Source organism: Lacrimispora brassicae, from assembly GCF_054772055.1.
The window spans coordinates 178,249-202,628 of the sequence record NZ_BRYH01000034.1; the positions used below are offsets into that span (position 1 = coordinate 178,249).

General features: G+C 46.6%; 22 protein-coding genes. 16 read left to right on the forward strand and 6 right to left on the reverse strand.

Going from position 1 to position 24,380, the window contains the following annotated elements; genetic code table 11:
• Positions 1-61: 61 nt before the first annotated feature.
• From glgA to ACYVD3_RS17220, 8 genes are all read left to right on the forward strand, one after another.
• Positions 62-1,507 carry a glycogen synthase GlgA gene (gene glgA, locus ACYVD3_RS17185; RefSeq protein ID WP_460643708.1) on the forward strand — a complete coding sequence of 482 codons (1,446 nt, stop codon included), beginning with the start codon at positions 62-64 and terminating at the stop codon, positions 1,505-1,507.
• Between the two features lie 37 nt (positions 1,508-1,544).
• Positions 1,545-2,114: an HD domain-containing protein gene (locus tag ACYVD3_RS17190; RefSeq protein WP_460643709.1), complete on the forward strand. Its 570-nt coding sequence runs from the start codon at positions 1,545-1,547 to the stop codon at positions 2,112-2,114.
• A gap of 13 nt (positions 2,115-2,127) precedes the next feature.
• On the forward strand, positions 2,128-2,586 hold the full coding sequence (locus ACYVD3_RS17195) for a divergent PAP2 family protein (protein ID WP_460643710.1): 459 nt from the start codon (positions 2,128-2,130) through the stop codon (positions 2,584-2,586).
• 113 nt (positions 2,587-2,699) lie between these two features.
• Positions 2,700-3,263 carry a putative ABC transporter permease gene (locus tag ACYVD3_RS17200; protein WP_460643752.1) on the forward strand — a complete coding sequence of 188 codons (564 nt, stop codon included), beginning with the start codon at positions 2,700-2,702 and terminating at the stop codon, positions 3,261-3,263.
• 141 nt (positions 3,264-3,404) lie between these two features.
• A complete protein-coding gene (locus ACYVD3_RS17205) occupies positions 3,405-4,001 on the forward strand; it encodes a Maf family protein (protein WP_460643711.1) in 597 nt (198 codons plus the stop codon).
• The gene (locus ACYVD3_RS17210) at positions 3,998-4,780 is read left to right on the forward strand and encodes a Cof-type HAD-IIB family hydrolase (protein WP_460643712.1); all 783 of its coding nucleotides are present in this window, start codon (positions 3,998-4,000) and stop codon (positions 4,778-4,780) included. Before ACYVD3_RS17205 ends, ACYVD3_RS17210 begins: the two co-directional genes overlap by 4 nt.
• A gap of 23 nt (positions 4,781-4,803) precedes the next feature.
• Positions 4,804-5,775: a peptidylprolyl isomerase gene (locus ACYVD3_RS17215; RefSeq protein WP_460643713.1), complete on the forward strand. Its 972-nt coding sequence runs from the start codon at positions 4,804-4,806 to the stop codon at positions 5,773-5,775.
• A gap of 29 nt (positions 5,776-5,804) precedes the next feature.
• Positions 5,805-6,038: a hypothetical protein gene (locus ACYVD3_RS17220; protein WP_460643714.1), complete on the forward strand. Its 234-nt coding sequence runs from the start codon at positions 5,805-5,807 to the stop codon at positions 6,036-6,038.
• Positions 6,039-6,113: 75 nt separating this feature from the next.
• Here ACYVD3_RS17220 and ACYVD3_RS17225 read toward each other — a convergent pair whose 3' ends face one another.
• From ACYVD3_RS17225 to ACYVD3_RS17245, 5 genes are all read right to left on the reverse strand, one after another.
• The gene (locus ACYVD3_RS17225) at positions 6,114-6,872 is read right to left on the reverse strand and encodes an ABC transporter ATP-binding protein (RefSeq protein WP_460643715.1); all 759 of its coding nucleotides are present in this window, start codon (positions 6,870-6,872) and stop codon (positions 6,114-6,116) included.
• 3 nt (positions 6,873-6,875) lie between these two features.
• On the reverse strand, positions 6,876-9,194 hold the full coding sequence (locus ACYVD3_RS17230; RefSeq protein WP_460643716.1) for an ABC transporter permease: 2,319 nt from the start codon (positions 9,192-9,194) through the stop codon (positions 6,876-6,878).
• Positions 9,191-10,432 carry an MFS transporter gene (locus ACYVD3_RS17235; RefSeq protein WP_460643717.1) on the reverse strand — a complete coding sequence of 414 codons (1,242 nt, stop codon included), beginning with the start codon at positions 10,430-10,432 and terminating at the stop codon, positions 9,191-9,193. Before ACYVD3_RS17235 ends, ACYVD3_RS17230 begins: the two co-directional genes overlap by 4 nt.
• Positions 10,433-10,442: 10 nt before the next feature.
• Complete coding sequence (locus ACYVD3_RS17240) at positions 10,443-11,072, reverse strand: TetR/AcrR family transcriptional regulator (protein WP_460643718.1); 630 nt, start codon at positions 11,070-11,072, stop codon at positions 10,443-10,445.
• A 264-nt stretch (positions 11,073-11,336) separates the two neighbouring features.
• Entirely contained in the window at positions 11,337-11,927 is a 591-nt protein-coding gene (locus ACYVD3_RS17245) for a hypothetical protein (protein WP_460643719.1), read from the reverse strand.
• Positions 11,928-12,436: 509 nt separating this feature from the next.
• Here ACYVD3_RS17245 and ACYVD3_RS17250 point away from each other — a divergent pair.
• The 6 genes from ACYVD3_RS17250 to ACYVD3_RS17275 all read left to right on the forward strand — a co-directional run bounded on the left by ACYVD3_RS17250 (position 12,437) and on the right by ACYVD3_RS17275 (position 19,803).
• Complete coding sequence (locus ACYVD3_RS17250; protein ID WP_460643720.1) at positions 12,437-13,090, forward strand: molybdenum cofactor guanylyltransferase; 654 nt, start codon at positions 12,437-12,439, stop codon at positions 13,088-13,090.
• A 19-nt stretch (positions 13,091-13,109) separates the two neighbouring features.
• Positions 13,110-13,898: a formate/nitrite transporter family protein gene (locus ACYVD3_RS17255; RefSeq protein WP_460643721.1), complete on the forward strand. Its 789-nt coding sequence runs from the start codon at positions 13,110-13,112 to the stop codon at positions 13,896-13,898.
• Positions 13,895-14,419, forward strand: a complete 525-nt coding sequence (locus tag ACYVD3_RS17260; protein ID WP_460643722.1) for an NADH-quinone oxidoreductase subunit NuoE family protein — start codon at positions 13,895-13,897, stop codon at positions 14,417-14,419. The genes ACYVD3_RS17255 and ACYVD3_RS17260 overlap by 4 nt, the downstream gene beginning before the upstream one ends.
• Positions 14,420-14,436: 17 nt before the next feature.
• Entirely contained in the window at positions 14,437-15,699 is a 1,263-nt protein-coding gene (locus ACYVD3_RS17265; RefSeq protein WP_460643723.1) for a complex I 51 kDa subunit family protein, read from the forward strand.
• Positions 15,700-15,746: 47 nt separating this feature from the next.
• A complete protein-coding gene (gene fdhF / locus ACYVD3_RS17270; RefSeq protein ID WP_460643753.1) occupies positions 15,747-18,443 on the forward strand; it encodes a formate dehydrogenase subunit alpha in 2,697 nt (898 codons plus the stop codon).
• Positions 18,444-18,594: 151 nt separating this feature from the next.
• On the forward strand, positions 18,595-19,803 hold the full coding sequence (locus ACYVD3_RS17275; protein ID WP_460643724.1) for a molybdopterin molybdotransferase MoeA: 1,209 nt from the start codon (positions 18,595-18,597) through the stop codon (positions 19,801-19,803).
• Between the two features lie 2 nt (positions 19,804-19,805).
• Here ACYVD3_RS17275 and ACYVD3_RS17280 read toward each other — a convergent pair whose 3' ends face one another.
• Positions 19,806-21,092: a M18 family aminopeptidase gene (locus ACYVD3_RS17280; protein ID WP_460643725.1), complete on the reverse strand. Its 1,287-nt coding sequence runs from the start codon at positions 21,090-21,092 to the stop codon at positions 19,806-19,808.
• Positions 21,093-21,565: 473 nt separating this feature from the next.
• Between ACYVD3_RS17280 and ACYVD3_RS17285 the strand changes: the two genes are divergently transcribed.
• Both ACYVD3_RS17285 and htpG read left to right on the forward strand, forming a co-directional pair.
• The gene (locus tag ACYVD3_RS17285) at positions 21,566-22,063 is read left to right on the forward strand and encodes a DUF5721 family protein (protein ID WP_460643726.1); all 498 of its coding nucleotides are present in this window, start codon (positions 21,566-21,568) and stop codon (positions 22,061-22,063) included.
• A gap of 256 nt (positions 22,064-22,319) precedes the next feature.
• Complete coding sequence (htpG, locus tag ACYVD3_RS17290) at positions 22,320-24,323, forward strand: molecular chaperone HtpG (RefSeq protein ID WP_460643727.1); 2,004 nt, start codon at positions 22,320-22,322, stop codon at positions 24,321-24,323.
• Positions 24,324-24,380 lie beyond the last annotated feature (57 nt).

Consider the following 24,380-nt stretch of genomic DNA (forward strand, 5'->3'; position numbering starts at 1 on the left):
GCAGTATACTAAAGGAAAATCCACAATGCCCCAGGGGGAAAAGGATAAGGGAGGTTATTGGATGAAGAAGATATTATTCGTTGCATCGGAAGCAGTACCTTTCATTAAAACAGGAGGGCTCGCAGATGTTGTGGGGTCTCTTCCCAAGTGCTTTGACAAAGAGTTCTTTGATGTGAGAGTCATGATTCCCAAGTACCTTTGCATCAAGGAAGAACTGAGAAACCAGATGATCTATGTGGATCATTTTTACATGGATTATCTGGGCCAAAGCAGATATGTAGGGATTCTTCAGTATGTGCATGAGGGCATTACCTTTTACTTTATTGATAACGAAGGATATTATAATGGTTCCAAGCCTTATGGAGACTGGTACAGTGACCTGGAAAAGTTTTGCTTTTTCTCCAGAGCAGCCTTATCAGCTCTTCCTGTGATCGGATATCAGCCGGATGTGATCCACTGCCATGACTGGCAGACAGCCCTTGTTCCGGTTTTGCTAAAGGACCGGTTTCATGAAGGGGAATTTTTCCAGAACATGAAATCTGTGATTACGATTCACAATTTAAAGTTCCAGGGCGTATGGGATGTTAAGACCATACAGAAGTTTACCTGCCTGCCGGATTACTATTTTACTCCGGATAAGCTGGAGGCTTATAAGGATGGCAATCTGTTAAAGGGCGGTATTGTTTACGCTGATGCCATTACGACGGTCAGCGATACCTATGGGGAAGAGATCAAGATGCCGTTTTACGGGGAAGGTCTTGACGGCCTGATGCGTGCACGGGCCGGAAGCCTCAGGGGAATTGTCAACGGCATTGATTATGAGGAATTCGATCCGGAAACTGATCTGTATATTGAAAAGAATTATAATTCAAAGAACTTCCGTAAGGAAAAGGTGAAGAATAAGCGGGCTTTGCAGCAGGAGTTGGGACTGAATCAGGATGATAAAAAGTTTATGATCGGCATCGTTTCCAGACTGACAGACCAGAAGGGACTGGATCTGATCCAGTGTGTGATCGATGAGTTGTGTCAGGATGATATACAATTAGTAGTTCTCGGTACCGGAGAAGAGCGGTATGAGAATATGTTTCGCCATTATGCATGGAAATACCAGGATAAGGTTTCGGCCAATATTTATTATTCTGAGGCCATGTCCCATAAGATTTATGCAGCCTGTGATGCGTTCCTCATGCCCTCCCTGTTTGAGCCCTGCGGCTTAAGCCAGCTTATGGCCCTTCGTTACGGCACCGTGCCCATTGTACGGGAGACCGGTGGTTTAAAGGATACGGTGGAGCCTTATAATGAATTTGAGAACCGGGGAACCGGCTTCTCCTTTTCCAATTATAACGCCCACGAGATGCTGGAGGTCATCAGGTACGCCATGATCGTTTATTACGATAAAAAGCGGGAGTGGAATAAGATCATTGACCGCGCCATGATAAAGGATTACTCATGGAAAACTTCGGCCATGAAGTATCAGGAACTCTATGATTGGCTGATTGGCTATTAAGCCGTTCATTCATCAGGAAAGAAGCGATTGAATAAAGATGGAAAATATGCATTTAACCCGGGAAGAAAGAGAAGAAGCAATCCGATGGGCAGAAGATTCTTCTTGGGTAGAACGGGAAGATTACCGTGAGGATACCGATTATATGGACTGCGTAAGGGATATTATAGACAGTCCTGTATTTCAGTCCATGGATGACTATATGCAGCATGGAGACACTACCTGCAAAGCCCATTGCATTAAAGTGTCCTATATGGGCTATTGCATTTGCAGGAAACGGGGCTGGGATTATGCAGAGGTTGCCAGAGCCGGCCTTCTTCATGATTTGTTTTTATACGACTGGCATACCCATGCAAGGGAAACCGGGGAGCACTTCCATGGTTTGACTCATCCCCGGACCGCATTAAACAATGCGGTAAAATATTTTGAATTAACAGAAAAAGAGAAAGATATGATTTTGCGCCACATGTGGCCGTTGACGCCCATACCCCCAAAGAGCCGGGAGGGAATGGTAATTATCTATTCAGATAAATTCTGCGGTCTGATTGAAACAGTGGCCAGGATCAAGCGTTGGATCTTATTTGGTTTTGGAAAGAGAAGCGCTGCATAAGACGGAGGAAACCATGACATTTTGGGAAGATTTACTTGGGAATCAGGTTCTGATTACTGCAGTTACCGGCTGGCTGGTGGCACAGGTTTTAAAGACGATCATTGATCTGGCCCTTAACAAAAACTTTAATCCGGAGAGGCTCGTGGGATCTGGGGGAATGCCCAGTTCCCATTCCTCAACGGTATGTGCATTATCGACCGCCGCCATTTATCGTTATGGCGTCGGTTCTTTTGAGTTTGCGGTCTGTTTTGTCCTTTCCATGATAGTCATGTATGACGCCATGGGCGTGCGCAGGGAGACAGGTAAGCAGGCCAAGCTGTTAAACAGCATCCTGCTGGAAAACCCCTTTGAGCTTAGCGGAGAGATATTACAGGAAAGACTTAAGGAATATGTGGGACATACCCCTCTCCAGGTGGCGGCAGGGGCGATTTTAGGGATCCTGCTGGCGCTTTTTATAGCCCAGTTTTATTAAATATTGAAGAAAGTTTTCTGGGAATCGTAAGAAAATAGTCCTTGATTTCTTAAGATATCCATATTATACTTTAACAAGTTAAAAAATTGTTAAAATTGGAGGTAAAAATGGATATGTCAATTTATCATAGGATAAACTGTTTTTTCCTATTCAGCTTTCTTGGATACCTTCTTGAATGTGCTGTACTCAGTTATGAGAATAAGAGGCCTGTGCTGAATCGTGGATTTGGACATGGACCGTTCTGCATCATATATGGATTTGGTGCCACGGGAGCGTTGATTCTGCTTAAGCCTCTTGCCGGCAATCCGGTTTATCTTTACATTGCCGCTATGGCTATGGCGACTTTTATGGAGCTTTTGACAGCTCATATGATGATAAAGCTGTTCGGCTCTTTCTGGTGGGATTACAGCCGGAAGCTGTTTAATTACAAAGGGATCATCTGCCTGGAAAGCAGCATTGCATGGGGATTTCTGGGAATTTTTTATTTCCGCTTCCTTAACGGATTTGTCAATCAGATGGCAGGAATGATTCCGGAGAATTTTGAACGACTGGTGGCAATGAGCCTTTTGATTTTTTATATGGCTGATTTCATATACACCATGAGGATGCAGCTTCGGGATGACTGTGACTGTGACGACGATGATGGGTCCATGATTGGGCGTTTAAAAGTATATTGATGAGTGGCGGGATTCTATAGGGGTCCCGCTTATTTGCTTATTGTTGGGCGGCATATACAAATGGGTTTAGGAAATATATTTGTTCTGCCAGACGATAAATGGAATGGTCAGACGGTAAGGAATGTGACACGGAGGTTAGAGATGAATAAGATAGAAAAGCTTGTGCTGGCTTCGGCTTCCCCAAGAAGAAGAGAGCTTCTGGCTCAGATCGGGGTAACGCCGGAGATCGTGCCCAGCACCATAGAGGAGAAGATCACCACAGACGTACCGGAGGAGGCGGTGGCAGAGCTGTCCCGCCAAAAGGCGGAAGACGTTGCCGGCCGACAGCAGCCAGGGACTTGTGTCATCGGTGCGGATACCGTGGTTGCGGCAGGCGGTGAGATACTGGGAAAACCGTCCACCCACCAGGAAGCTTTCCGGATGATCTCCCTGATCGAAGGAAGGACCCATCAGGTATACACAGGGGTCACCCTGGTGTATTGTGGACAGAAGGGAAATAAGGTCAGGACCTTTGTGGAAAAAACCGATGTTCATTTATACCCCATGTCTGAAGAGGAGATCAAAGCCTATTCAGACGGAGGGGAGCCTATGGACAAAGCCGGGGCCTATGGGATACAGGGAAAATTCGCAGCTTTCATTAAAGGGATTGACGGGGATTATAATAATGTAGTAGGATTGCCAGTAGGACGTGTGTACCAGGAGATGAAGCAGTTGTTTGAACAGGAGGATAAGGAATGATTAAACTGATTGCATCGGATATTGACGGGACTCTTGTGACGGATGGAAGCCACGAGCTGAATCCTGAACTTTATGATGTGATTTTAAAGCTGCGGGCAAAGGGAATCCAGTTCGCCGCGGCCAGCGGACGCCAGTGGCTCAGCATAGAATCCATATTCGGCCCCATCAAGGAAAAGGTGTTCTATCTTTCAGATAACGGCGCTTACGTAGGCTGCCATGGAAGGAGTCTGTACATCAACACCATTGAGCGTAAGACGGTCATGGATATGGTGCAGGATGTACGGAATATGGAAGGGCTTGACGTTCTGCTCAGCGGACCTGATGTGATTTATGCGGAAACGGAAAACCAGGAATTCCTGGACTGGATCGTAAACGGCTACCGGTTCCACGTGAAGAAGGTGGAGGATTTAACAAAGGTGGACTCTGAGTTCATTAAAATCTCCGTATACCGTAAAACAGATGTGGAGGCTCATACCAGAATCTTAAAAGAAAAGTATGCAGACCGCCTTAAAATAACCATAGCAGGGGACATGTGGATGGACTGCATGAGACCGGGAATCAATAAAGGGCAGGCTGTGAAGCTTCTTCAGGACAGCCTGGGGATCAAGCCCGAGGAAACCATGGCTTTTGGCGATCAGTTAAATGATGTTGAAATGCTGAAGCAGGCCTATTACAGCTTTGCCGTAGGAAATGCCAGGGAAGAAGTAAAGGCTGTGGCCAGATTTCAGACAGATACCAATGTAAACGACGGGGTATTGAAAATACTGAAGCTTCTTTAAGCGGCATAAAGAGAGGGATGCTCATGAAAGGTCAACTTAAGATTGTGGGAAGAGTCCTTCTGGCTGCTGCGGTGACAATCACCCTGCTGTCCGGCTGCAGGACTGATATCCCCCTTGTTTCCGAAACTTCGTCAACAAAGGCGTATACTCTGCCTCAATCCATGGTGATCCTGGCCACAGAGAGGAACCGGTATCAGGAGATTTATACCAGCCAGATCTGGGGCGTGGATTTGCCCGACGGACAGACTTTTGAAACCTATCTGGTGGATCAGGTAAAGGAGTTTCTTCAGGAAATGAAAATGATGAATTTCCTGGCCCGGAATAAGGGGGTCACCCTGACCAGCGCGGAAAAGGAAGAGGTCCGTAAAGCATCGGATGAATATTTTACTTCCCTGACAAAGGAGGATATTTCTTACATGGGGGCCACGGAAGAGGATGTGAGGACCATGTATGAGGAATATTATCTGTCCAATAAGGTGGTGGATGAACTGACAAAGGATATGAACCTGGAGATCAGCGACAGCGAAGCCAAGGTGATCGTGGTGGAGCAGATCGTTTTGTCCGATGGGGCCGGAGCAGGGGACGTGCTTTTAAAGGCAGGAGCCGATGGAGCTGATTTTTCCGCACTTGCCAGGGAATATTCGGAAGATGGCACCATTGAGCGCCAGGTGGGAAGAGGGGAGAATCCGGGTCCATATGAGGAGGCCGCCTTTTCTCTTTCCGCAGGCCAGGTCAGCCAGGTGGTGGAGGATAAGGGCAAATACTATATCATCCGGTGCGTCAATGATTATGATGAGGACGCTACCCAGGAGAGGAAAGCAGGGCTGTACCGGAAACGGAAGAAGGAAGCCTTTGATCAGATCTATTCCCAGTTTAAGCAGGAAAATCCGGTCACCTTCAGCAATGAAATATGGAAGGATGTAAAATTCTCCAAGGATGACAGGACAACTACCACCAACTTTTTCGAAATTTACAAGAAGTATTTTTCTGATTAACCAAAGGGGAAGGATGGGGAAAACCACAGATGAAACCGGAACAATATGATAGCATGAGAGGGCGCAGCCGCAGGCGCAGAAGAAACCGCAGACGGGAGATCCTTATGGGTTTCCTGCGTTTCCTTCTTGCTCTGTTTCTGCTGGCCGGCTTAACGGTGGGGGGCGTGTTTGGATACCGGTACTGGGAGGGCAGCAAAACCGCTGATTCGTTTTTGGAAACCAGCCGGGAAGTGGTGCCTGAGACCATGGGGGAATCACAATAAGGAAAAGGGGAAATCAGAGTGCTGATTTCCCCTTTTTCAGGCTATGAAAGGAAGTCTGCAATAAAATGCAGCACCTTATATTCCTATTCTGCGCATTTTTTCAACGATCTTTTTCATTCTGCCATCAATATCCCTGTCCTTAAATTTTCCAAGCTGCATTTCACCGTCGATTTTACCATCACTCATGAAGAGGATGCGTTCCGTTCTGGCTGCGACTTTTGCATCGTGGGTTACAAGCATAAGGGCTGTACCCTCGGCATTTATTTCTGTAAAGATATCCATAATTTCTTCTGCTGATTTTGAATTAAGGGCACCTGTGGGCTCATCGCAAAAAATAATTTGAGGGTCTGCCATCAGCCCGCGGCATATTCCTGCCCGTTGGAGCTGCCCGCCTGAAACCTGCGTGATTTCCCGGTCTGCAAGCTCTAAGATGCCCGCTGTTTTCATAAGTCTTCTTGCTTTTTCGGTAATCATACGGGCATTCTTTCTGTTATCACGGATGGAGGGCAGGATGATATTATCCAGAATATTCAGATTACGAAGCATGGTGGGCTGCTGAAAAACAAACCCCATTTGTGTTCTTCTTAAGTCTGCAAGCTGGTTTTCCGTGTAAGACCCTAAATCCCTTCCGGCAAAAGAGGTCGTTCCGCCGTCAATGGTGTCCATTCCGCTGACAGCGAACAGCAGCGTTGATTTTCCCGACCCAGAAGGCCCCATAATGGAAACAAATTCTCCCTTGGCGATTTCCATATCTATTCCATCTAATACATGTTGGCTGTCACTGCCCTTGCCATAGGTTTTCACTACATTTTTACAACTGATTATATGTTCCATGGGTTACTCCTTTATATTTTCCGTTATTTTGATATTTCCGGCAGACCATGTCCCCAGGATGGTGGCAGTCAGTACCGAACATACCATGAGAAATGGACAAAGAATATAGGACAAAAGCGGATCTGCGGCAAACTTGAATGAGGAGGCCCCAAAAGAGGAAATTACCATGCCTGCAATGCTTTCGCCCAGGGTGTTTGCTAAGAGTGTGCCTATGGCAATGCCGGGGATTAAAACAAAGATGGACCGTGTGATGTACTGGATCCTGATATCCGAATTTGTAAAGCCCCACGCTTTCATAACAGCAATGGAGTATCTGTCTTTCGCTGTCAGAAGTTTCATAAACAGCAGCATAACCAGCACTGTGATAACCAGGGATACGGCGATGGCAGCGATGAAAGACTGTTTCACAGAGACCAGTGTCTGCCCGTAGGTTTGAGAAATATATTCCCGTATGTTTGTCACCTTGGCATAATCATATTCCTTTGCGTATTCGTCTACTGTCTTATAGACAGTAGACCGGTCCATAAGGGAACCGTAGATGATACTCCACATAACCTCTGCGGAAGGATCAGTGAAAACGGCCTTTGCTGTTTTGCCGCCGTTGGTGATGTCTGAGTAAATTCCGCATACCTTTAGATTTTTTTCGCCTCTGTCTGTCATCAGTGTCATGATATCGCCCACCTTTTTGTCCAGCTCCTCAGCATTGATCGCTGAAAGTGCAATTTCATCGGATGCGGCAGGAGCTTTGCCTTTTGCATAGGACACGGGAAATACAGAATGGTCGCCAAGTTCGATTTTCATGCTTTTTACAGAACCATCGGCCAGCTTAAGGTTAAATGTTTTTGTTGTGAATACTGTATACTTTGAAATGTTATTGTCCCTTTTCATTTTATGTTCAATTTCAGCGGCCTTTTCCCCAATCTGGTCGGTTTGCTGAATATCAATCCGCAGATCACAGTTTCCGATTCCCATATAGGTGGCAAAGCTGTCTGCAGAAATGGTGCTGTACAGGTTCAGTGGGACAATCATAATAAACGCCGCAGCCACAAGGGATATAAGGCTTGTGGCATATAGTCCTTTGCGTGAGAGAACATCCTTGATACCAAGAAAAACATTGGCATTAAAAAGTCTGTTCCTGTATAGAAAAAATGTTCTTCCGGTCCCAGGCTTTTCCTGTATGGTTCCAAAACGCATTGCCTCAGCAGCGGATATTTTTCGAAAGCGCCGAAGGATACCGTTTACAAAAAGAAGGATTGCAAGGAATACCAGCAGCATTCCCAGGATTCCCACCAGGCCGGCAATGGGGGCCTGTTTGCTTTCTCCCATGGTAAGCCGTATGTTTCGGGTGAGCATTCCCCTGAACAAAAAGGAAAGTGCAAAGCCCGAAATACATCCAGTCAGCCCCATTGCCGCGTATTTTGCAAGGTAAATTTGCTTCAGGTCTGAAACACGCAGCCCTATGGCCTTTAAAACACCGATTTCACGTATTTCGTCCTGGATTTTTGCAAGGAGAGTAAATCGGATGCACAACAGGGAAATCATCACAACAAGAAGGCTGATCAGCAAAATTACCCCAATCATCATGCCATCGGAAATCCCATTGAGCATTTTAAAAAGAGGGTAGGTGACGGTCGGGCCGTTTCCAGGCAGCTTAGCAGCGGCATAATCCGCTTCAAAGGCATCCAGGGCCGCCAGATTCTTAAGCCGGAACTCTACAAGGTATTCCACCTTTCCAAGATCTTTTAATGCCAGGTAGTCATTTTCACTGACGAGAAATCTCTTTGAGGAAGACAGCATGGAATTCATCTGTGAATCCCGGAGAAAACCGGCAACAATAAATTCTTTTCCGCCTATATTTGCCTTGTCACCGATCTTTACAGTATTGCTTTGCATGTAGCAGATTGGAACATAAAGCGCTCCATCGGGAACATCTATAATATTGCCATCCAGATCAAGGAGATAATCAAAGGTCTCACTCTGGGTGGAAAACCCGTTATCCTGAGTGCTGTGGCTAAGTGAGTTTTTTCCAAGAAGTATTTTTGAATTGTCAACATTTAAAAATTCCAGCACCTGGAATTCTTCAACAGCAGGATGGTCCTTAACAAAGCGATCCAGTTCCCAAGTGTCAAATTCACCGGAGTGCATCTGCATAAAATGGGGGGTTTTGGCCTGTGTCATCAGTGTTTGGATGGCACCTGTCAAATTGACTGCCAGGATGGCCGCCAGTGAGATAAGTAAGGCAGCGGCAGCAACAAACATTGTGGTAAGCAGTGTTGTGATTTTATTGCGCAAACAATCATTTTTTATAAGGCGAAAGGTCACGATGCACCTCTCTTTTCAAGCATGCGGACGGACTTTATTTGATACAGAGTGACGGCGGTCAGTGATAAAAGTATCCCTGCAATGATAATTAAAAAGCCTGAGCCTCTGCCGACGCCTGTTCCAAGGGCTGTTCCTGCGGCATCTGCCAATACGCCGGAAAGGGCATAAGCAGCCACATAGCCAATCTGAGAAATCACCCCGATGACGCCCCACGCCCTGCCCTGCAGCTCGTTCTTTAAATTGGTCCGGAGCATATAATCCAGTGATGCATTTGCATAGGGAAGCATTGCAAAAAATAAAAACCCGGAAATTCCAATGATCAGGACATTTTCATACAGCCCGAATACAGCCATAAAAATACCCGCAAAAAACAAGGAAGCTGAAAGGGTTTTTGCATACCCCCTTTTTATGGAAAACATGCCGATTAAAACACTGGAAACCAGCATCCCGGATGCACATACGGTTTCTGTAATGCCCAGGGCAGCGCTGTCTGAAAAAGCCAGCAGAATGGGGGCAAACAGGGTTTGCATAAAACCCAGGAACAGGGTTATCACCGCCCCCATCATTACAAGCACAAGCATGCCCCGGTTTTGGGAAACAGCACTCCACCCCTCTTTTAACTCAGAGAAAAACGAGGTTGTCCGCTGGGCAGGCCTGGAAACAATTTCCCTGCGTACAACAAGCGTTGCCATGGTCGTCACAAATAAGGTGCCTATGTCAATGATGAGCAGCAGCTTAATATCAGAAACCGTCAACAGCATTCCTGCAAGAATAGGAGATATTAAGTATTTTGCTGAACCTGCCACGCCAATAAGTCCGCTTGCTTTTGCATATTGCTCTGGGGTCAGTAAATCAGTTACAGTGGCCTTGCAAGCCGGTTCAAGCAGGGCGGAAAATGCAGAACTGATGGTAACGCCCACACAAATCTGCCATAGCTTTGCTTCTCCCTGTAACATACAAATCAGAATGAATATAAGGCCAACTGCGGAAAGTCCATCGCCCAGTATCATTAAAATTCTGCGGTCATAGCGGTCTGCAAGCACTCCCGCAGGAATGCTCAACAGCAGGGCAGGCATAAATGCCAATAAGGTTACAAGTGCCAATGCCGAAGCTTTTCCGGTTTGCTGGAACACATAAACCCCAAGTCCAAAGGAGGTAAGGCCGCTGCCGATGGCTGAAATAAACTCTCCGGACCACAAAAGAATAAACTTGTTAAAATGACTTTCCAAATGCCCCATTGTACACCTCCTATTCACTGTCAAACATTTGCATAACACAATCCTTAAGGGTTCCGTCTTTTCCTCCCAGCAGCCTTTCCATATTAAAAGCAAAGGCCTGTATGCGTTTTGTCTGTTCCTCGTCCGTCATTTCCATATCACCGTCAAAAACCCCGTTTGCATAGGTCATGATCATCTCCATGCTCTCATAGGGATATGGGGTGTCAAATACTCCGGTCTCCATGCCTTCTTTGATCAGCTCTGCAAGGATTGGAGTGATTCCGTTTAAGATTGCTTTCTGTGTTTTTTGATGCATCAGGGCATTTTGTGGTTTGTGCATTTGCTCAATGATTTCCTTTCCGCCTTTGTGGTTGATGCGCAATGCCTTGATCACCTGGAGAAGACGCTGGGTGACCGGCAGACTTTTATTGGAAGCGATTTCCTTTGCTGCGTTTACAAGCTGAACATGATATCGCTCAATCAGCGCATCCATAATATCTTCTTTTGATTTAAAGTGATAGTACAGGGTTCCTCTTGCAATGCCGACTTTCTCTAAAATGTCATTTGTGCTGGTGCCGTCAAACCCCTTTTGGCCGAAAAGCTCATCTGCGGCATCCAGTATTTCATTTTTCCGTTCTTCTGCTTCTTTTACGTTTCTCATAACAACACCTCCTGGTTATAGACCGACTGTCAGTCTGTAAATAAAGATAGCACATGACCGTGGAAATGTAAATGGGTTTTGCGAAAAAATATGGAATGGGGATGTTCAGTCAGATATGAAAGGCAAAAGGCGCAGGAAACGGCTTTCCCATAGGGGGCCGATCTTTTGGGAGAACTTAATATCAATGCTTACGGAGCAGCATGAAAGGGGAAATCAGTTGGCTGATTTCCCCTTTTTGTGCTGTAAAAGATGAGTTGATCCGTTTTATTGGTTTGGATCTGTGAGATATGGTCTTAATTTCTGATACAATTCCCCCTGAACAAAATCGGCAAAAGAATCTTCATTTTGAGGAAGAATCACGTCTGCGTACTCCATCACTTCCTCTGCCGTAGGCTTTATGCTGGAAGAAGTGCTGCTTTGTATCATAACAAAGAGAGCCGGTTCAGCCACCAGGCGTAGGCTGTTGGATTCACATAGAACAAGGGCGTTCTTTGGAACCAATTTCAGTGCTTCCTCTAAGGCCTCTCTTAAATTTTCTTTAAAAGCCCGGATGAGATAGACCTGTTCTGCTCCGGCCTTTTTCAGCACCATAGTATCTTTTGTCCCTGTGCCGGTTTCCGGTGTTATGTCAAAGCAGCCCTTCAGCCCCTTGCAGATTCCGCAGCCATGACCACCTCTTGGGCATATGTCCCCATGATTCCTTATGGTAATCAGCTTGAATGCGACAACCGGTATTTTATCCTTAAAGGCATGGATCATCTGAAGAGCCAGGGTGGTTTTTCCGCTGTTTCGTCCCGTCGCTCCGATTAGTACCATATGTCTGGCTTGCAGAAGAGTTGTGTTTTCTGTACTCATATATACTCCCATCTCATTAATTTGCTGCATTTTTTTGTAAAAAAAGTATGATTATGTGAAAAATTATTTTTATTATAACACTATCCTAACATGGTTTCAACATGGAAAGAATGGGGAAAATTGTCAAAAATGCGTGATATTTTTAACAAAAAATCTGTTCTCAGTTAAGGGCTGTATTTCATCAGCAGCCGTGTGCACAGAATGCCGTGGCTTGATTTTATTACAGAAACAATGAAAAGCCGGCCAACCCACATTTTAGTGTCACAATTGTTTGTATTACCTAAAAAAAATTTTGAAAACAGAGGGAAGAGATTGAGAAAAACGTAACGAGAAAAAAGCAAAATTCATTAGAATTGTACATTCTGAACAAAATTGGATGGAAGCGTTATTTCCTTTTGTGCATATTGACACGATGAAAAAGGGGTGCTAATATAGAAAAACAATCTAAAAAAGTTTTTTAGCAAATAAAAATTTTTTAGATAAAAAACTTTTTTAGGGGCCATTATCCGGTGCGGTTCATAGAAAAACAAAAACAGGGGGTGATTTCTTTCGAAAATGTAGAGAAAAAAATCGAAAATGTGACGGCTGCCATTTTATGCGGAGGCAAAAGCAGGAGAATGGGATTTGATAAAGCATTTCTGATGGATGACGAACAGTATCTGCTGCTGCAGACTGCCAAAGAGCTGCAAAGCCTGTTTGAGCAGGTGGTTCTGGTCAGCAATACAAAAGCCAAGTTTGACGGCCGGACGGATTTTACGAAACTTCGCATTTTAGAGGACCGCTACATCGAAAAGGGTCCCATGGGAGGGATAAGCACTGCTTTAGAGCAGATTCAAACGGAGTACATATTTATTATGGCCTGTGATATGCCTTTGCCGGATATTGGGCTGATCGGCCGGATGTACCGGAAGCTGAATCAGGAACAGGTATTGGTCTGCAGCCATCAGGGGAAATTAGAGCCTTTGTTTGCTTTTTACCATAGGTCCTGTCTTCCTGTTTTTAAAAAACAAATGGAAAAAGGGGAGCTCAAGCCGCGAAGCACTTTTCCGGCCCTGCATGTGGGTATGTATTGTTTGAGCGATGGGGAAATGAACACCATAGTAAATTTAAACACACCGGAAGATGTACAACATTGGAGCCAGAAAACAGCAAAAAATGAATGATGTTACATAGGAGGGGGAAATGGGATTCTTTAGTCAGGCAGAAGTTTTGGATATTTTGGGAGACAAAGCCCAAATAAAAAAGAAGTTGTCTTTTTCAAGATTATTTTTACTTTCTATTCTAGGCGGTTCATTTATTGCAGAAGGTTTTTTATCCTGCATACGCGTTCAGGGAACAGTGCCTGCCCAATGGGGGAGCTTTGCAACATTTCTTGGAGGCTGCCTTTTCCCCATCGGCCTCATGGCGATTGTGCTGGTTGGAGGAGAATTGGCCACCGGAAATATGATGACAATGGCCATCGGCCTGTTCCAGAAAAAGATTTCTGTTTGGGATTTAATTTATAACTGGGTGGTTGTCATGGCAGGAAATATGGTTGGAAGCATAATCGTCGCCTACTTTTTCGGGCATTTTGTGGGGATGACGGAAGGGCCTTTTTTGGCTAAGACCATGGCTGTTGCCAACGCCAAGATCAGCGATCCGCCTATGGTGGCCCTGGTTTCCGCTATCGGCTGCAACATCTTTGTCTGTATGGCTGTATGGTTTGCTACCAGTGCCAAGGATTTTACCGCAAAGATGGCGGGAATGTGGTTCCCTATTATGATTTTTGTGGTCTTGGGATTTCAGCACGTGGTGGCAAACGCTTTTATCATTCCTGCAGCAATCTTTTCAGGAGAATCTTCCATCACCTGGCTGAATTACCTGGAGAATACGATGTTTGTCTTTGTGGGTAATGCCATTGGAGGAGCGCTGGCCTTTGCCCTGCCCTGCTTTTTTATGTATGGGCAGAAAGAGGACGCTAAAAAAGAATGAGAAGTAAAAATAAAATGAAAGAAAGGGTCATTGCAATGGAAACAAGGGAAAGGGAAGAAAAGCTGAGGATCATCCGGCAGGATGGAGCAAAGCAGGAAAACATTTTGGAAATTTTAATTGATCTTCAATTTGCTTCGGAAGAAGGCTATATTGACAAAGAGACTGCGGCCATGGTGGCCAAGGAGCTGCATATGACTGAAACCAGGGTGTATGAGATCGTCAGCTATTACGCCATGTTAAAGGATAAGCCTCAGGCCAGATATGTCCTTAAAATCTGCAACAGCTCGCCCTGCCATTTCTCCCGTGCAGAAGAGGTGTGTTTATCCTTGGAGAAAAAGCTTGGCGTACCCATGGGAAAGGCCACGGATGACGGTCTTTTTGCCTATCACTATATTCCGTGCGTGGGCGCCTGTGACATTGGTCCGGTCATTAAGATCAAAGATACGGTATTCGGCAATCTCAGTGACGAAAAAATATCTTCTCTGATTGATGACCTGCGCAGAGGAAAAATAGCCGTATGATGAAAGGGGGAAACACAATGGCAATGAAAGAACCGGTCCTTTTAAAACGAGTGGGGAAAATGATTGATCCCACTTCCGTTGAGGAATATATAAAATACGGCGGCTTTGCAGCGCTGGAAAAAGCCGTGACAATGGACAGGGAGGATATTTTAGGAGAATTGGATACCGCTTCCCTTCGGGGAAGAGGCGGAGCAGCCTATCCCTTAGGACGCAAATGGCGCCATTTATACGGCAGCTTCGACACCCCTAAATACGTTGTCTGCAATGCAGACGAAGGGGAACCCGGCACCTTTAAGGATAAACTGCTGCTGGAGAAGGATCCTCTCAGCATTATTGAAGGCATGCTCATCGCAGGGCATGTGTTCGGTTCTAATGACGGTTATATTTATATCAGGGGGGAGTACCGCCACATCCAGGCCGTATTCCATCAGGCAGTAAGCAACGCCCGTGCTGCCGGATATCTGGGAAATAAGATTATGGGGATTGACGGGTTTGACTTTGATATCCACGTTGTTTCCGGCGGCGGCGCTTATGTCTGCGGAGAAAACTCTGCGCTCCTTAATTCAGTGGAGGGGAAAACCGGGCGTCCAAGGGTGAAGCCTCCCCACCTGGCTGATGTGGGACTTTACTTAAAGCCTACGCTGGTCAACAATGTGGAATCCTTTGCCTGCGTTCCCGCTGTCATCAATATGGGCGGAGAAGCATTTTTACAGCTTGGCACAAAGGATGGGGGCGGCACCAAGCTTATCTGTTTATCAGGACATATTAAAAACCGGGGCATTTATGAGGTGAACCTTGGCACACCTCTTGATGAGATCCTCTACAGCGAGGAATACGGAGGGGGCACCTCCACAGGGAGGCCCATTAAATTCTGCCATTTTGGCGGCCAATCCGGCCCCATCGGAACCAGCGAGAAGATCAAGGGCCGCCTGTATGACTACGGAGATTTCTGGTCTAATAAGCTGGCGGTGGGTTCAGGCGCCATCGTGGTAATGGATGACAGCGTGAGCGTTGTGGACTATATTACAAGCGTAATTGAATTTTTTGCTCATGAGTCCTGCGGCAAGTGCACTCCCTGCCGGCTTGGCACCACCCGGCTTTTAGAACTGCTCCAGAATTTTCAGCGTCATAAAGGCAGACCAGGGGATCTTGAAAGACTTGAAAAAATGTTGGAACATATCACATATTTGTCCGCCTGCGGACTTGGCCAATCGGTATCAGTTTCTGTGAATTCTGCCTTAGCAGGCTACAGAGATGAATTCGAAGCCTGTATCAGTTAATGGAGAAGGAGGAAAATACTGTGTCAGAAACAGAGAAAAACAACTCTATGGTTGAACTGGAAATCGATGGGCACGCCATTGCCGTGCAAAAGGGAACCACCATTTTGGAAGCCTGTAAAACACTGGATATTGAGATTCCCACCCTTTGCCATATGAAAGAGCTGGCTCCGGATGGCTCCTGCCGGATGTGCGTGGTGGAAATCGAGGGCGGAAGAAAGGGAGGGCTGGTCCCTTCCTGCTCCGAGCACTGTGCTTCAGGCATGAAGGTATCCACCAGGTCGGAACGGGTGGTGGAGTCCCGGCGGTTTATCCTGGACCTTCTTTTAAGCAACCATGTGCTTAGCTGCTTTGACTGCGCTTCCAACGGGGAATGCAGGCTTCAGGATTACTGCCTGGAATACGGCGTGGAAAAAACCAGCTTTACCTTCGGGAAGAGAGTGGGGACCAATGAAGTGGACCGCAGCAATCCCTTCTTTTCCTTTCATCCTGAAAAGTGCATCATGTGCCGGCGTTGTACCAGAGTATGCCAGCAGCTTCAGGGGCGGGATGTTATCAGCGTTTCCAACCGGGGTTTTGATACCCGCATGAGCCCAAGCTATCAGCTTCCGTGGAGAGAATCCACTTGTGAATCCTGCGGAAATTGTGTATCAAACTGTCCCACAGGAGCGCTCTCCTCCAAGGATCAGCGGAAGCATTACAGGGCCTGGGAGGTTGAAAAGGTACGGACCACCTGTCCCCATTGCGCCACAGGATGCCAGATGGACCTTTTGGTGAAAAACAACCGGATCGTGGGGGTTGATCCAGCCGACGGACCGTCAAACAGAGGTCTTCTGTGCGTAAAGGGCAAATTCGGCTCTTATAAGTTCATCCATTCCGGAGACCGTCTCACCCATCCCTTGATCAAACGCAACGGGAAATTTGAGAAGGCCGGCTGGGATGAGGCTCTGGACTTGATTGCCCGCCGGTTTACAGAAATCAAAAAGAAGTATGGAGCGGATGCCAATGCCGGTTTTTCCTGTTCACGGGCTCCCAATGAGGACAATTACGTTTTCCAGAAAATGATGCGTACGGCTTTTGGAACCAACAATGTGGATAACTGCGCGAGAGTCTGTCACTCCGCATCTGTCCATGGCCTTGCCACGACCCTGGGCTCCGGAGCCATGACAAATCCCATCCAGGACATTACGGAAGATGTTGACCTGATTTTACTCATAGGCTCCAATCCCACGGAAGCCCACCCTGTGGTCGGCGCACAGATCCGCCAGGCAATCCGGAGGGGTACACAGATTATTGTGGTGGACCCGCGAAAGATCGATCTGGTTAAGGATGCGGCCATCCATATGCCCATCAAAGCCGGAACCAATATTGCGTTTGCCAACGCAATGATCCATGTCATCATCAGGGAAGGCCTTGCGGACATGGACTTTATAAGGGAGCGGACCGAAGGTTTTGAAGAGCTGGCTGAAATCGTGAAAGATTATACGCCGGAAAAGGTTGCAGAGATCTGCCATATTGACGGGGAGGATATCCGCAAAGCTGCAAGGATGTATGCAAAGGCTAAAAAGGCTCCAATCATTTACTGTCTGGGCGTTACTGAGCATTCCACAGGAACAGAGGGCGTTATGAGCCTTTCCAATCTGGCCATGGTAGTGGGGAAAATAGGTAAATCAGGCTGCGGCATCAATCCTCTCCGGGGGCAGAATAATGTACAGGGCGCCTGTGACATGGGATGTATGCCCTATGATTTCCCGGGATACCAAAAGGTGGCAAACAAAGAGGTCCGGGAAAAATTCGAAAGGGCATGGGGGCTTCCCTTAAGTGAAACCACCGGACTTATGTCCACCCAGGTGCTGCCGGAGGCCATAGAAGGAACGATTAAGGGGCTCTACATTTTCGGAGAAGACCCCATGGTCACGGACCCGGATACGGCCCACGTAGCCAAGTCCCTGGAAAGTCTGGACTTCCTCGTGGTGCAGGAACTGTTTATGACAGAAACGGCCCAGTTCGCTGATGTAGTTCTGCCCGGAACCAGTTATGGGGAAAAGGAGGGAACCTTCAGCAATACGGAACGGCGGGTTCAGAGGGTGCGCAAGGCGGTGACTCTGGAAGGAGAAATGCGCCTGGATACAGATATCTTTTATGATGTCATGAACCGCATGGGCTATCCTTGTGAGAGAAAGACAGCGGCTGAGATCATGGATGAAATCGCCAGCGTAACGCCGGCCTTTGGGGGCATCAGCTTTGAGAGGCTGGACCGCGGGGAATCGCTTCAGTGGCCTTGCCTGGACAAGGAGAGCAAAGGCACTTATATTATGCATGTTGGAAAGTTTTCACGGGGGCTTGGATATTTTTATCCGGCAAAGTACCGGCCGTCCAGGGAACTTCCTGACGAAGATTATCCGTTTATGATGGTTACAGGCCGTATGCTCTACCATTACAACACCAGAGCCATGACGGGCCGGACGGAAGGTTTAAATGAAATCTGCGGAGACTCCTATATTGAGATCAATCAGGGAGATGCAGCCATGCTGGGAATTAAGAATGGGGACAAGGTCAAAGTTTCCTCCCGCCGTGGTGAAATTGAAACCAGGGCAGTGGTAGGGGATAAGATGATGCCTTCAGAAGTATTCATGACCTTCCATTTCGCAGACGGAAATGTGAATAAAATCACGAATTTTGTGGTTGATGATATCGCCCGCATTCCGGAATACAAGGTGTGTGCGGTGTCTGTAAAACGCGCTTAATCTTGTCATTTAAAAAGGGGGCTGCAAAATGCACTTTTCTGCAGAATACAGTAATACGAATCAGGTATTGCTCCTATATTTTGCAAATCTCTGTTATTTTGCAGCCTCCCCTTTACACGTTATTTAGTTATATTAGAAAGGAGGAGCCTGTTTGATCGAAATAGAAGAAGCCGTTAACCTGCTGGTGAACAGCGTTAAAATAGAAACAAAGACAGAAAAGCTGGACATTTTATCTGCCTATGGAAGAATTTGTGCAGAGGATGTAACAGCGCCTTTCCCAGTTCCCCATTTCCCTAAATCAGGAATGGATGGGTATGCGGTCAGAAGCCAGGATACAAAAGGCGCTTCAAGGGAAACTCCCATCGGTTTTCAAGTGGTTGGTGAAATATGTGCAGGGGATCATCTTTCCCTCCAGGCAAAGCCCGGTACAGCGGTTCGGGTCATGACCGGAGCCATGGTGCCGGAGGGTTATGACTGTGTGATACGCCAGGAAGATACGGACTATGGCCAGAAGCAGGCAGAGGTATATGTGGAGGGAAAACCCTGGCAGAACTATTGCAGGATCGGAGAGGACATCCAGGCCGGAACGTGCATCATCCCAAGGCAGGACCGTTTGAGTGCAGGGCATATCGGCGTTTTAGCCAGTATGGGAATCCAGGAAATTACGGTGCTTCAGGAACCGAAGGTGGGCATAATTTCAACGGGTAATGAGCTTGTGCCTCTTACCAGGCCCTTGGGAAAGGTAGGGGTGTATCCCAGCAGCGCCTATGCCATTGCCTCCCAGTTGAAATCCCAGGGAGTCCAGGTGCCTTTTATGGAAATCTGCCCCGACGATCCCCAAGGGTTTTCCCGTATGTTGGATGAGAGAATCGGTCAGGCGGATGTGATCATCACCACCGGTGCGCTTTCCGTGGGAAAGAAGGATTTTCTTCCGGAGGCATTGGAAGAAATGGGCGCTGAAAGACTTTTTCATGGAGTGAATATGCGTCCGGGCACACCTGTTATGGCCAACCGGTACAAAGATAAGCTTATTCTCAGCTTATCCGGTTATCCTTTTGCGGCCATGGTTAATTTCCAACTGTTTTTCTGGCCTGTTATGGCCAGGCTTGTGGGTAATGAATCTCTTTCCTGGAAGAAAACAAGGCGTGTGGTGGCAGAGGGAGACGCCAATGAGGCAAAAAGGAGACGGTTTGTCCAGGCCTTCAGTGATGAGGCCGGTGTTCATATTTTTGACAGAAACCACCATTCCTCCGTTTTATCCGGAATGCTCCGTTCAAACTGCATCATTGACCAGAAACAGGGATCGGCTATTTTACCGGGGGATATGGTGGATATTCTTTATTGGAGGCAGGAAGGATAATATTATGCCTGAAAAAAGGCCTCTGCCAGTTTTACAAGAGCTTCCTGGTCCTTAGCTCCCATGACCTCCCTTGCGGAGTGCATGGCCAGTATGGGCACGCCTGCATCCACCGTCCGCATGGTAAGAAGGGCGGAAGAGATGCTTCCCAAAGTGGAACCGCCTTTCACATCGGAGCGGTTGGAGAACTTTTTATAAGGAATATTGTTTTTACGGCAGATTCCTTCGATGACTCCGGTGCTGGAAGCGTCGGTGGCGTAAGCCTGGCTGGATGCCAGCTTAATGGCAACCCCGTCTCCCATGAGGATCTGGTTCTTAATGTCGCATTTTTCCCCGTGATTGGGATGAATGGCATGGGCAACGTCCAGGGACAGGAGAAAGCCGTTCAGAAGAATATTTAAAAAGGTTTCTCTGGAGTAACCAAGGGATAAGCAGATTTTTTCAAGAATACGCTCCATCAGGGCGGAAGCTGCTCCCTGCTTGGTATGGCTTCCGATTTCTTCATTATCGTATAAGGCGATGGCGTGGATGCCGTTTTTGCACGGTCCGGTCATGATCCCCCTTAAGCAGGCCTGTACGGAGGTCAGGTTATCCAGACGGGGAGCGGAATAGAATTCATTCTGTAAGCCCAACAGGGTTCCTTTTTCCCAGTTATAGATGCAGATTTCATAATCCAGAATGTCTTCCTTTTTCACACCTGCCTCTTTTGCCAGGGCTTCCAGGAAAAAGTCCTCTTTGTTTAACTCATGGGTGATCCGGGTAATGAGGGGAAGCATGTCTATCTGGGGATTGATGGCAACTCCGTCGTTGGCATCCCGGTTCATGTGGATGGCCAGATTCGGCACCGTAAGGAGGGGACGTGAAAAGTCCACGAATATGGTTTCAGGCCTCATGGGTGATGCTCCGGCTACACAGACCTTGCCAGCCATGGATAAGGGACGGTCAAACCAGGTTCCCAAAAGAGGGCCTCCGTATACCTCCACGTTAAGCTTTCCGTATTCCAGAGAAGTGACCTCAGGGGAAGGTTTTACCTTCAGGCATGGCCAGTCCGTATGGGAAGCCGCCAGCTTAAAATCCGGGATTCCGCTCAGTTCTTCCCCGATGGAAAATGCGATCAGTGTGGAATCAAAGGCATTTATGTAGTAAGATCCGCCCTGCTTTAATTCCCAGGGCTCAGCCAGGGGCAGCTCTTTAAAGCCTGCGGCCAAAAGCTGTTCCGCCGCTGCCATGATGCAGTGGTAGGGAGAAACTGATGCGGCGATCAGTGTTTCTAATTGTTCAATATGATTCATATGCTTTCCTCTTTTCCGCCCATGCTTTCTGGGCATAATGGTATGCCCGTAGGGCGCTTCCTCTTTTCTGCCCGTGTTGTTTGGGCATAATGGTATGGCCGTAGGGCGCTTCCTCTTTTCTGCTTGTGTTTTTGGGTTTAAGTCCGCAGTGCAGCGAGGGAATCCAAAGGATTCCCTCGCTCACGGGCATTTGCCCTATAAAACAGGACAGGTGGAAATTTTCTTACGTGCGGGCACGACGAAAATTTCCGCCTGCCCTGTTTTGCACTGCTCATTGCTTTCGTGGATAGTATACCACAGAACTCCCCGGTTTGGAATACCGGAAGAGGGTGGGAAATACCCGGGAAATACCCTTCGGTCATACCTTTATGTCCAGAGAGCATGGAAAAAAATGGGGAAATCCTGCGTTGACAGTCTGGGATGATCCGGTGTATAGTTAACGGATAAAGATTAGAAAATGGGGAGAATTTGCCATGATCGCACTGAAAATTGAGGATATCAGAACCTTTACATCCAAACTGTTCGTAGGGGAAATCTTTGACCAGTTCCTTGCAAAGGAAGCTGTTATTGCTACCTATAATACGTTTACCATAGACGGAACGGTCCGTTCCGGATATTACTCCAAGGATGAACAGGAGGAAATGAAAATCGGACAGCTTTCCACCTGGGCCATGATGAAGCCCTTTTGCTTTTCCCTGATCAAAGGAAAACGGCTTCCCATCAGCTTCCGTATCATCCTGCAGATGTCAAAGGAGGGAACTGAACGCTTTCTTGCTTCCCGCCAGGTTTCTCTTGCCCCTGATCAGGTGAAAGGGCTGTACCTGAATATCCGGTATGAGGAAGACAAGCTTTCCTGCGTGACCGGAACCTCTGTTTCCTTCTTTACCCTGGATAAGACCCTGGATGAGGAATGGGACCAGGCCATGAAAGGGTTTTTAAAGCGAAATGAGATTTTATTTATGGAAGAATAAAGTTATTAGCACTCAGTTTTAATGAGTGCTGATTTTCTATTGACATTTCCATAACAGCGTATTAAAATATTCTATGCAGGTATAAAGGTTGAAAGAAAAGCATCTTTTAACTTTGGATCTGTGAACAGTGTGCCGGCTTCACCGGGTATTAACTGGATATGCCTGCAGATCTGCTTGATCCATTGGTATACAAATTTGTGAAAATTCCATGGAAACATGGAAATGAAATAGAAAAAAGAGTAAGGAGTGTTCTAATATGGCAAAGACAGGAAGTTTAACAATCAACAGCGAGAATATTTTCCCAATTATTAAAAAATGGTTGTATTCCGACCATGACATTTTCTACCGGGAGCTTGTTTCCAATGGCTGCGATGCTATTACAAAGCTTAAGAAGCTGGAAATCATGGGAGAGTGGCAGAAGCCCGAGGATCTGGAGTTTAAGATCGAGATCATCACTGATTCCAATGAAAAGTCCATTACATTTAAGGACAACGGCCTTGGAATGACCATGGAGGAAGTAGAAGAGTACATCAACCAGATCGCCTTTTCCGGCGCCCAGGATTTTCTTGAAAAATATAAGGACAAGGCTAATGAGGATCAGATCATCGGCCACTTCGGCCTTGGTTTTTATTCCGCATTCATGGTAGCCGACAGGGTAACCATTGATACCTTATCCTATAAGGAAGGAGCCTCTGCGGTTCACTGGGAGTCTGAGGGCGGTACAGAATACGAGATGGAAGAGGGGGACAAGGCAGAGTCTGGAACCACCATTAAGCTGTATCTTAATGAAGAAAGCCTGGAGTTCTGCAACGAATACCGGGCAAAAGAAGTTCTTGACAAGTACTGTTCCTTCATGCCGGTGGCAATCTATTTAACCAGCGCATCTGCTGAGCCTGAGTACGAGACCATTGAAAAGGATGAGCTGACTGATAAGGACACTGTGGTGGAGACCATTGTGGAGGAAGCAAAGACCGAGGAAAAGGAGAACGAAAGCGGAGAAAAGGAAGTCGTAGAAGTATCTCCTGCCAAGGAAAAATATAAGATCAAAAAGCGTCCTGTGCCGGTCAATGATACCAATCCCCTGTGGAACAAACATCCAAATGACTGCACAACAGAGGAATACAAGGCCTTCTACCGCAAGGTATTCAATGACTATAAGGAGCCATTATTCTGGATCCATTTAAATATGGATTATCCCTTTAACTTAAAGGGAATCCTTTACTTCCCCAAGCTGAATTTAAATTATGACAGCCTGGAAGGAACCATTAAGCTGTACAACAGCCAGGTGTTTATTGCGGATAATATTAAGGAAGTGATCCCGGAATTTTTGATGCTGTTAAAGGGCGTGATCGATTGCCCGGATCTTCCTCTGAACGTATCCAGAAGCGCCCTTCAAAACGATGGGTTTGTGAAGAAGATTTCCGATTACATCACAAAGAAGGTTGCAGATAAGCTGTCCGGTATGTTTAAGACAGACCGTGAAAATTATGAGAAGTACTGGGATGACATCAATCCATTTATTAAATTCGGCTGCTTAAAGGATGAAAAGTTCGGGGAAAAGATCAATGATTCCCTTATCTTTAAGAATTTAGAAGGCAAGTATCTGGCCCTGTCTGATTGCCTGGAAGAGAACAAGGAAAAGCACGAGAACAGCGTATTCTACATTTCCGATGAAAAAGAACAGAGCCAGTACATCAACATGTTTAAAGAAGCAGGCCTTGATGCGGTTTATCTGACCCATAATATTGACAGTGCGTTTGTAGGCTATCTGGAGCAGAAAAATGAGAATGTAAAATTCTTATGCATAAATTCTGATTTATCCGACATCTTTAAGGAAGAGGTAAAGGAAGAGGATAAGGAAGCCATGACGGCGGATACAGAGGCTCTTACCCAGTTGTTCCGTAAGGCATTGGAGAAAGAACATCTGGAGGTCAAGGTTGAGAAATTAAAGAACGAAAATGTATCCTCCATGATCACTGTATCTGAGGAATCCCGCCGTATGCAGGAAATGATGAAAATGTATACCATGCCTGGAATGGATCCTTCCATGTTTGGGGCAGGCGGCGAGACTCTGGTGCTTAACTACAACAATAAGCTGGTGCAGTATGTGCTGGGACATAAGGACGGAGCCAACACAAATTCCATTTGTGAGCAGCTTTATGATCTGGCGGCCTTAAGCCATGGTTCCATGACACCGGAGCGCATGACCAAATTTATTGCCAGAAGCAACGAACTGATGCTTGTCATGGCAGAGGTGTAAAACCCGGAAACCTTTGATTTTGGGATATCTTTTTTCTCCTATTTGTGCTATATTAGG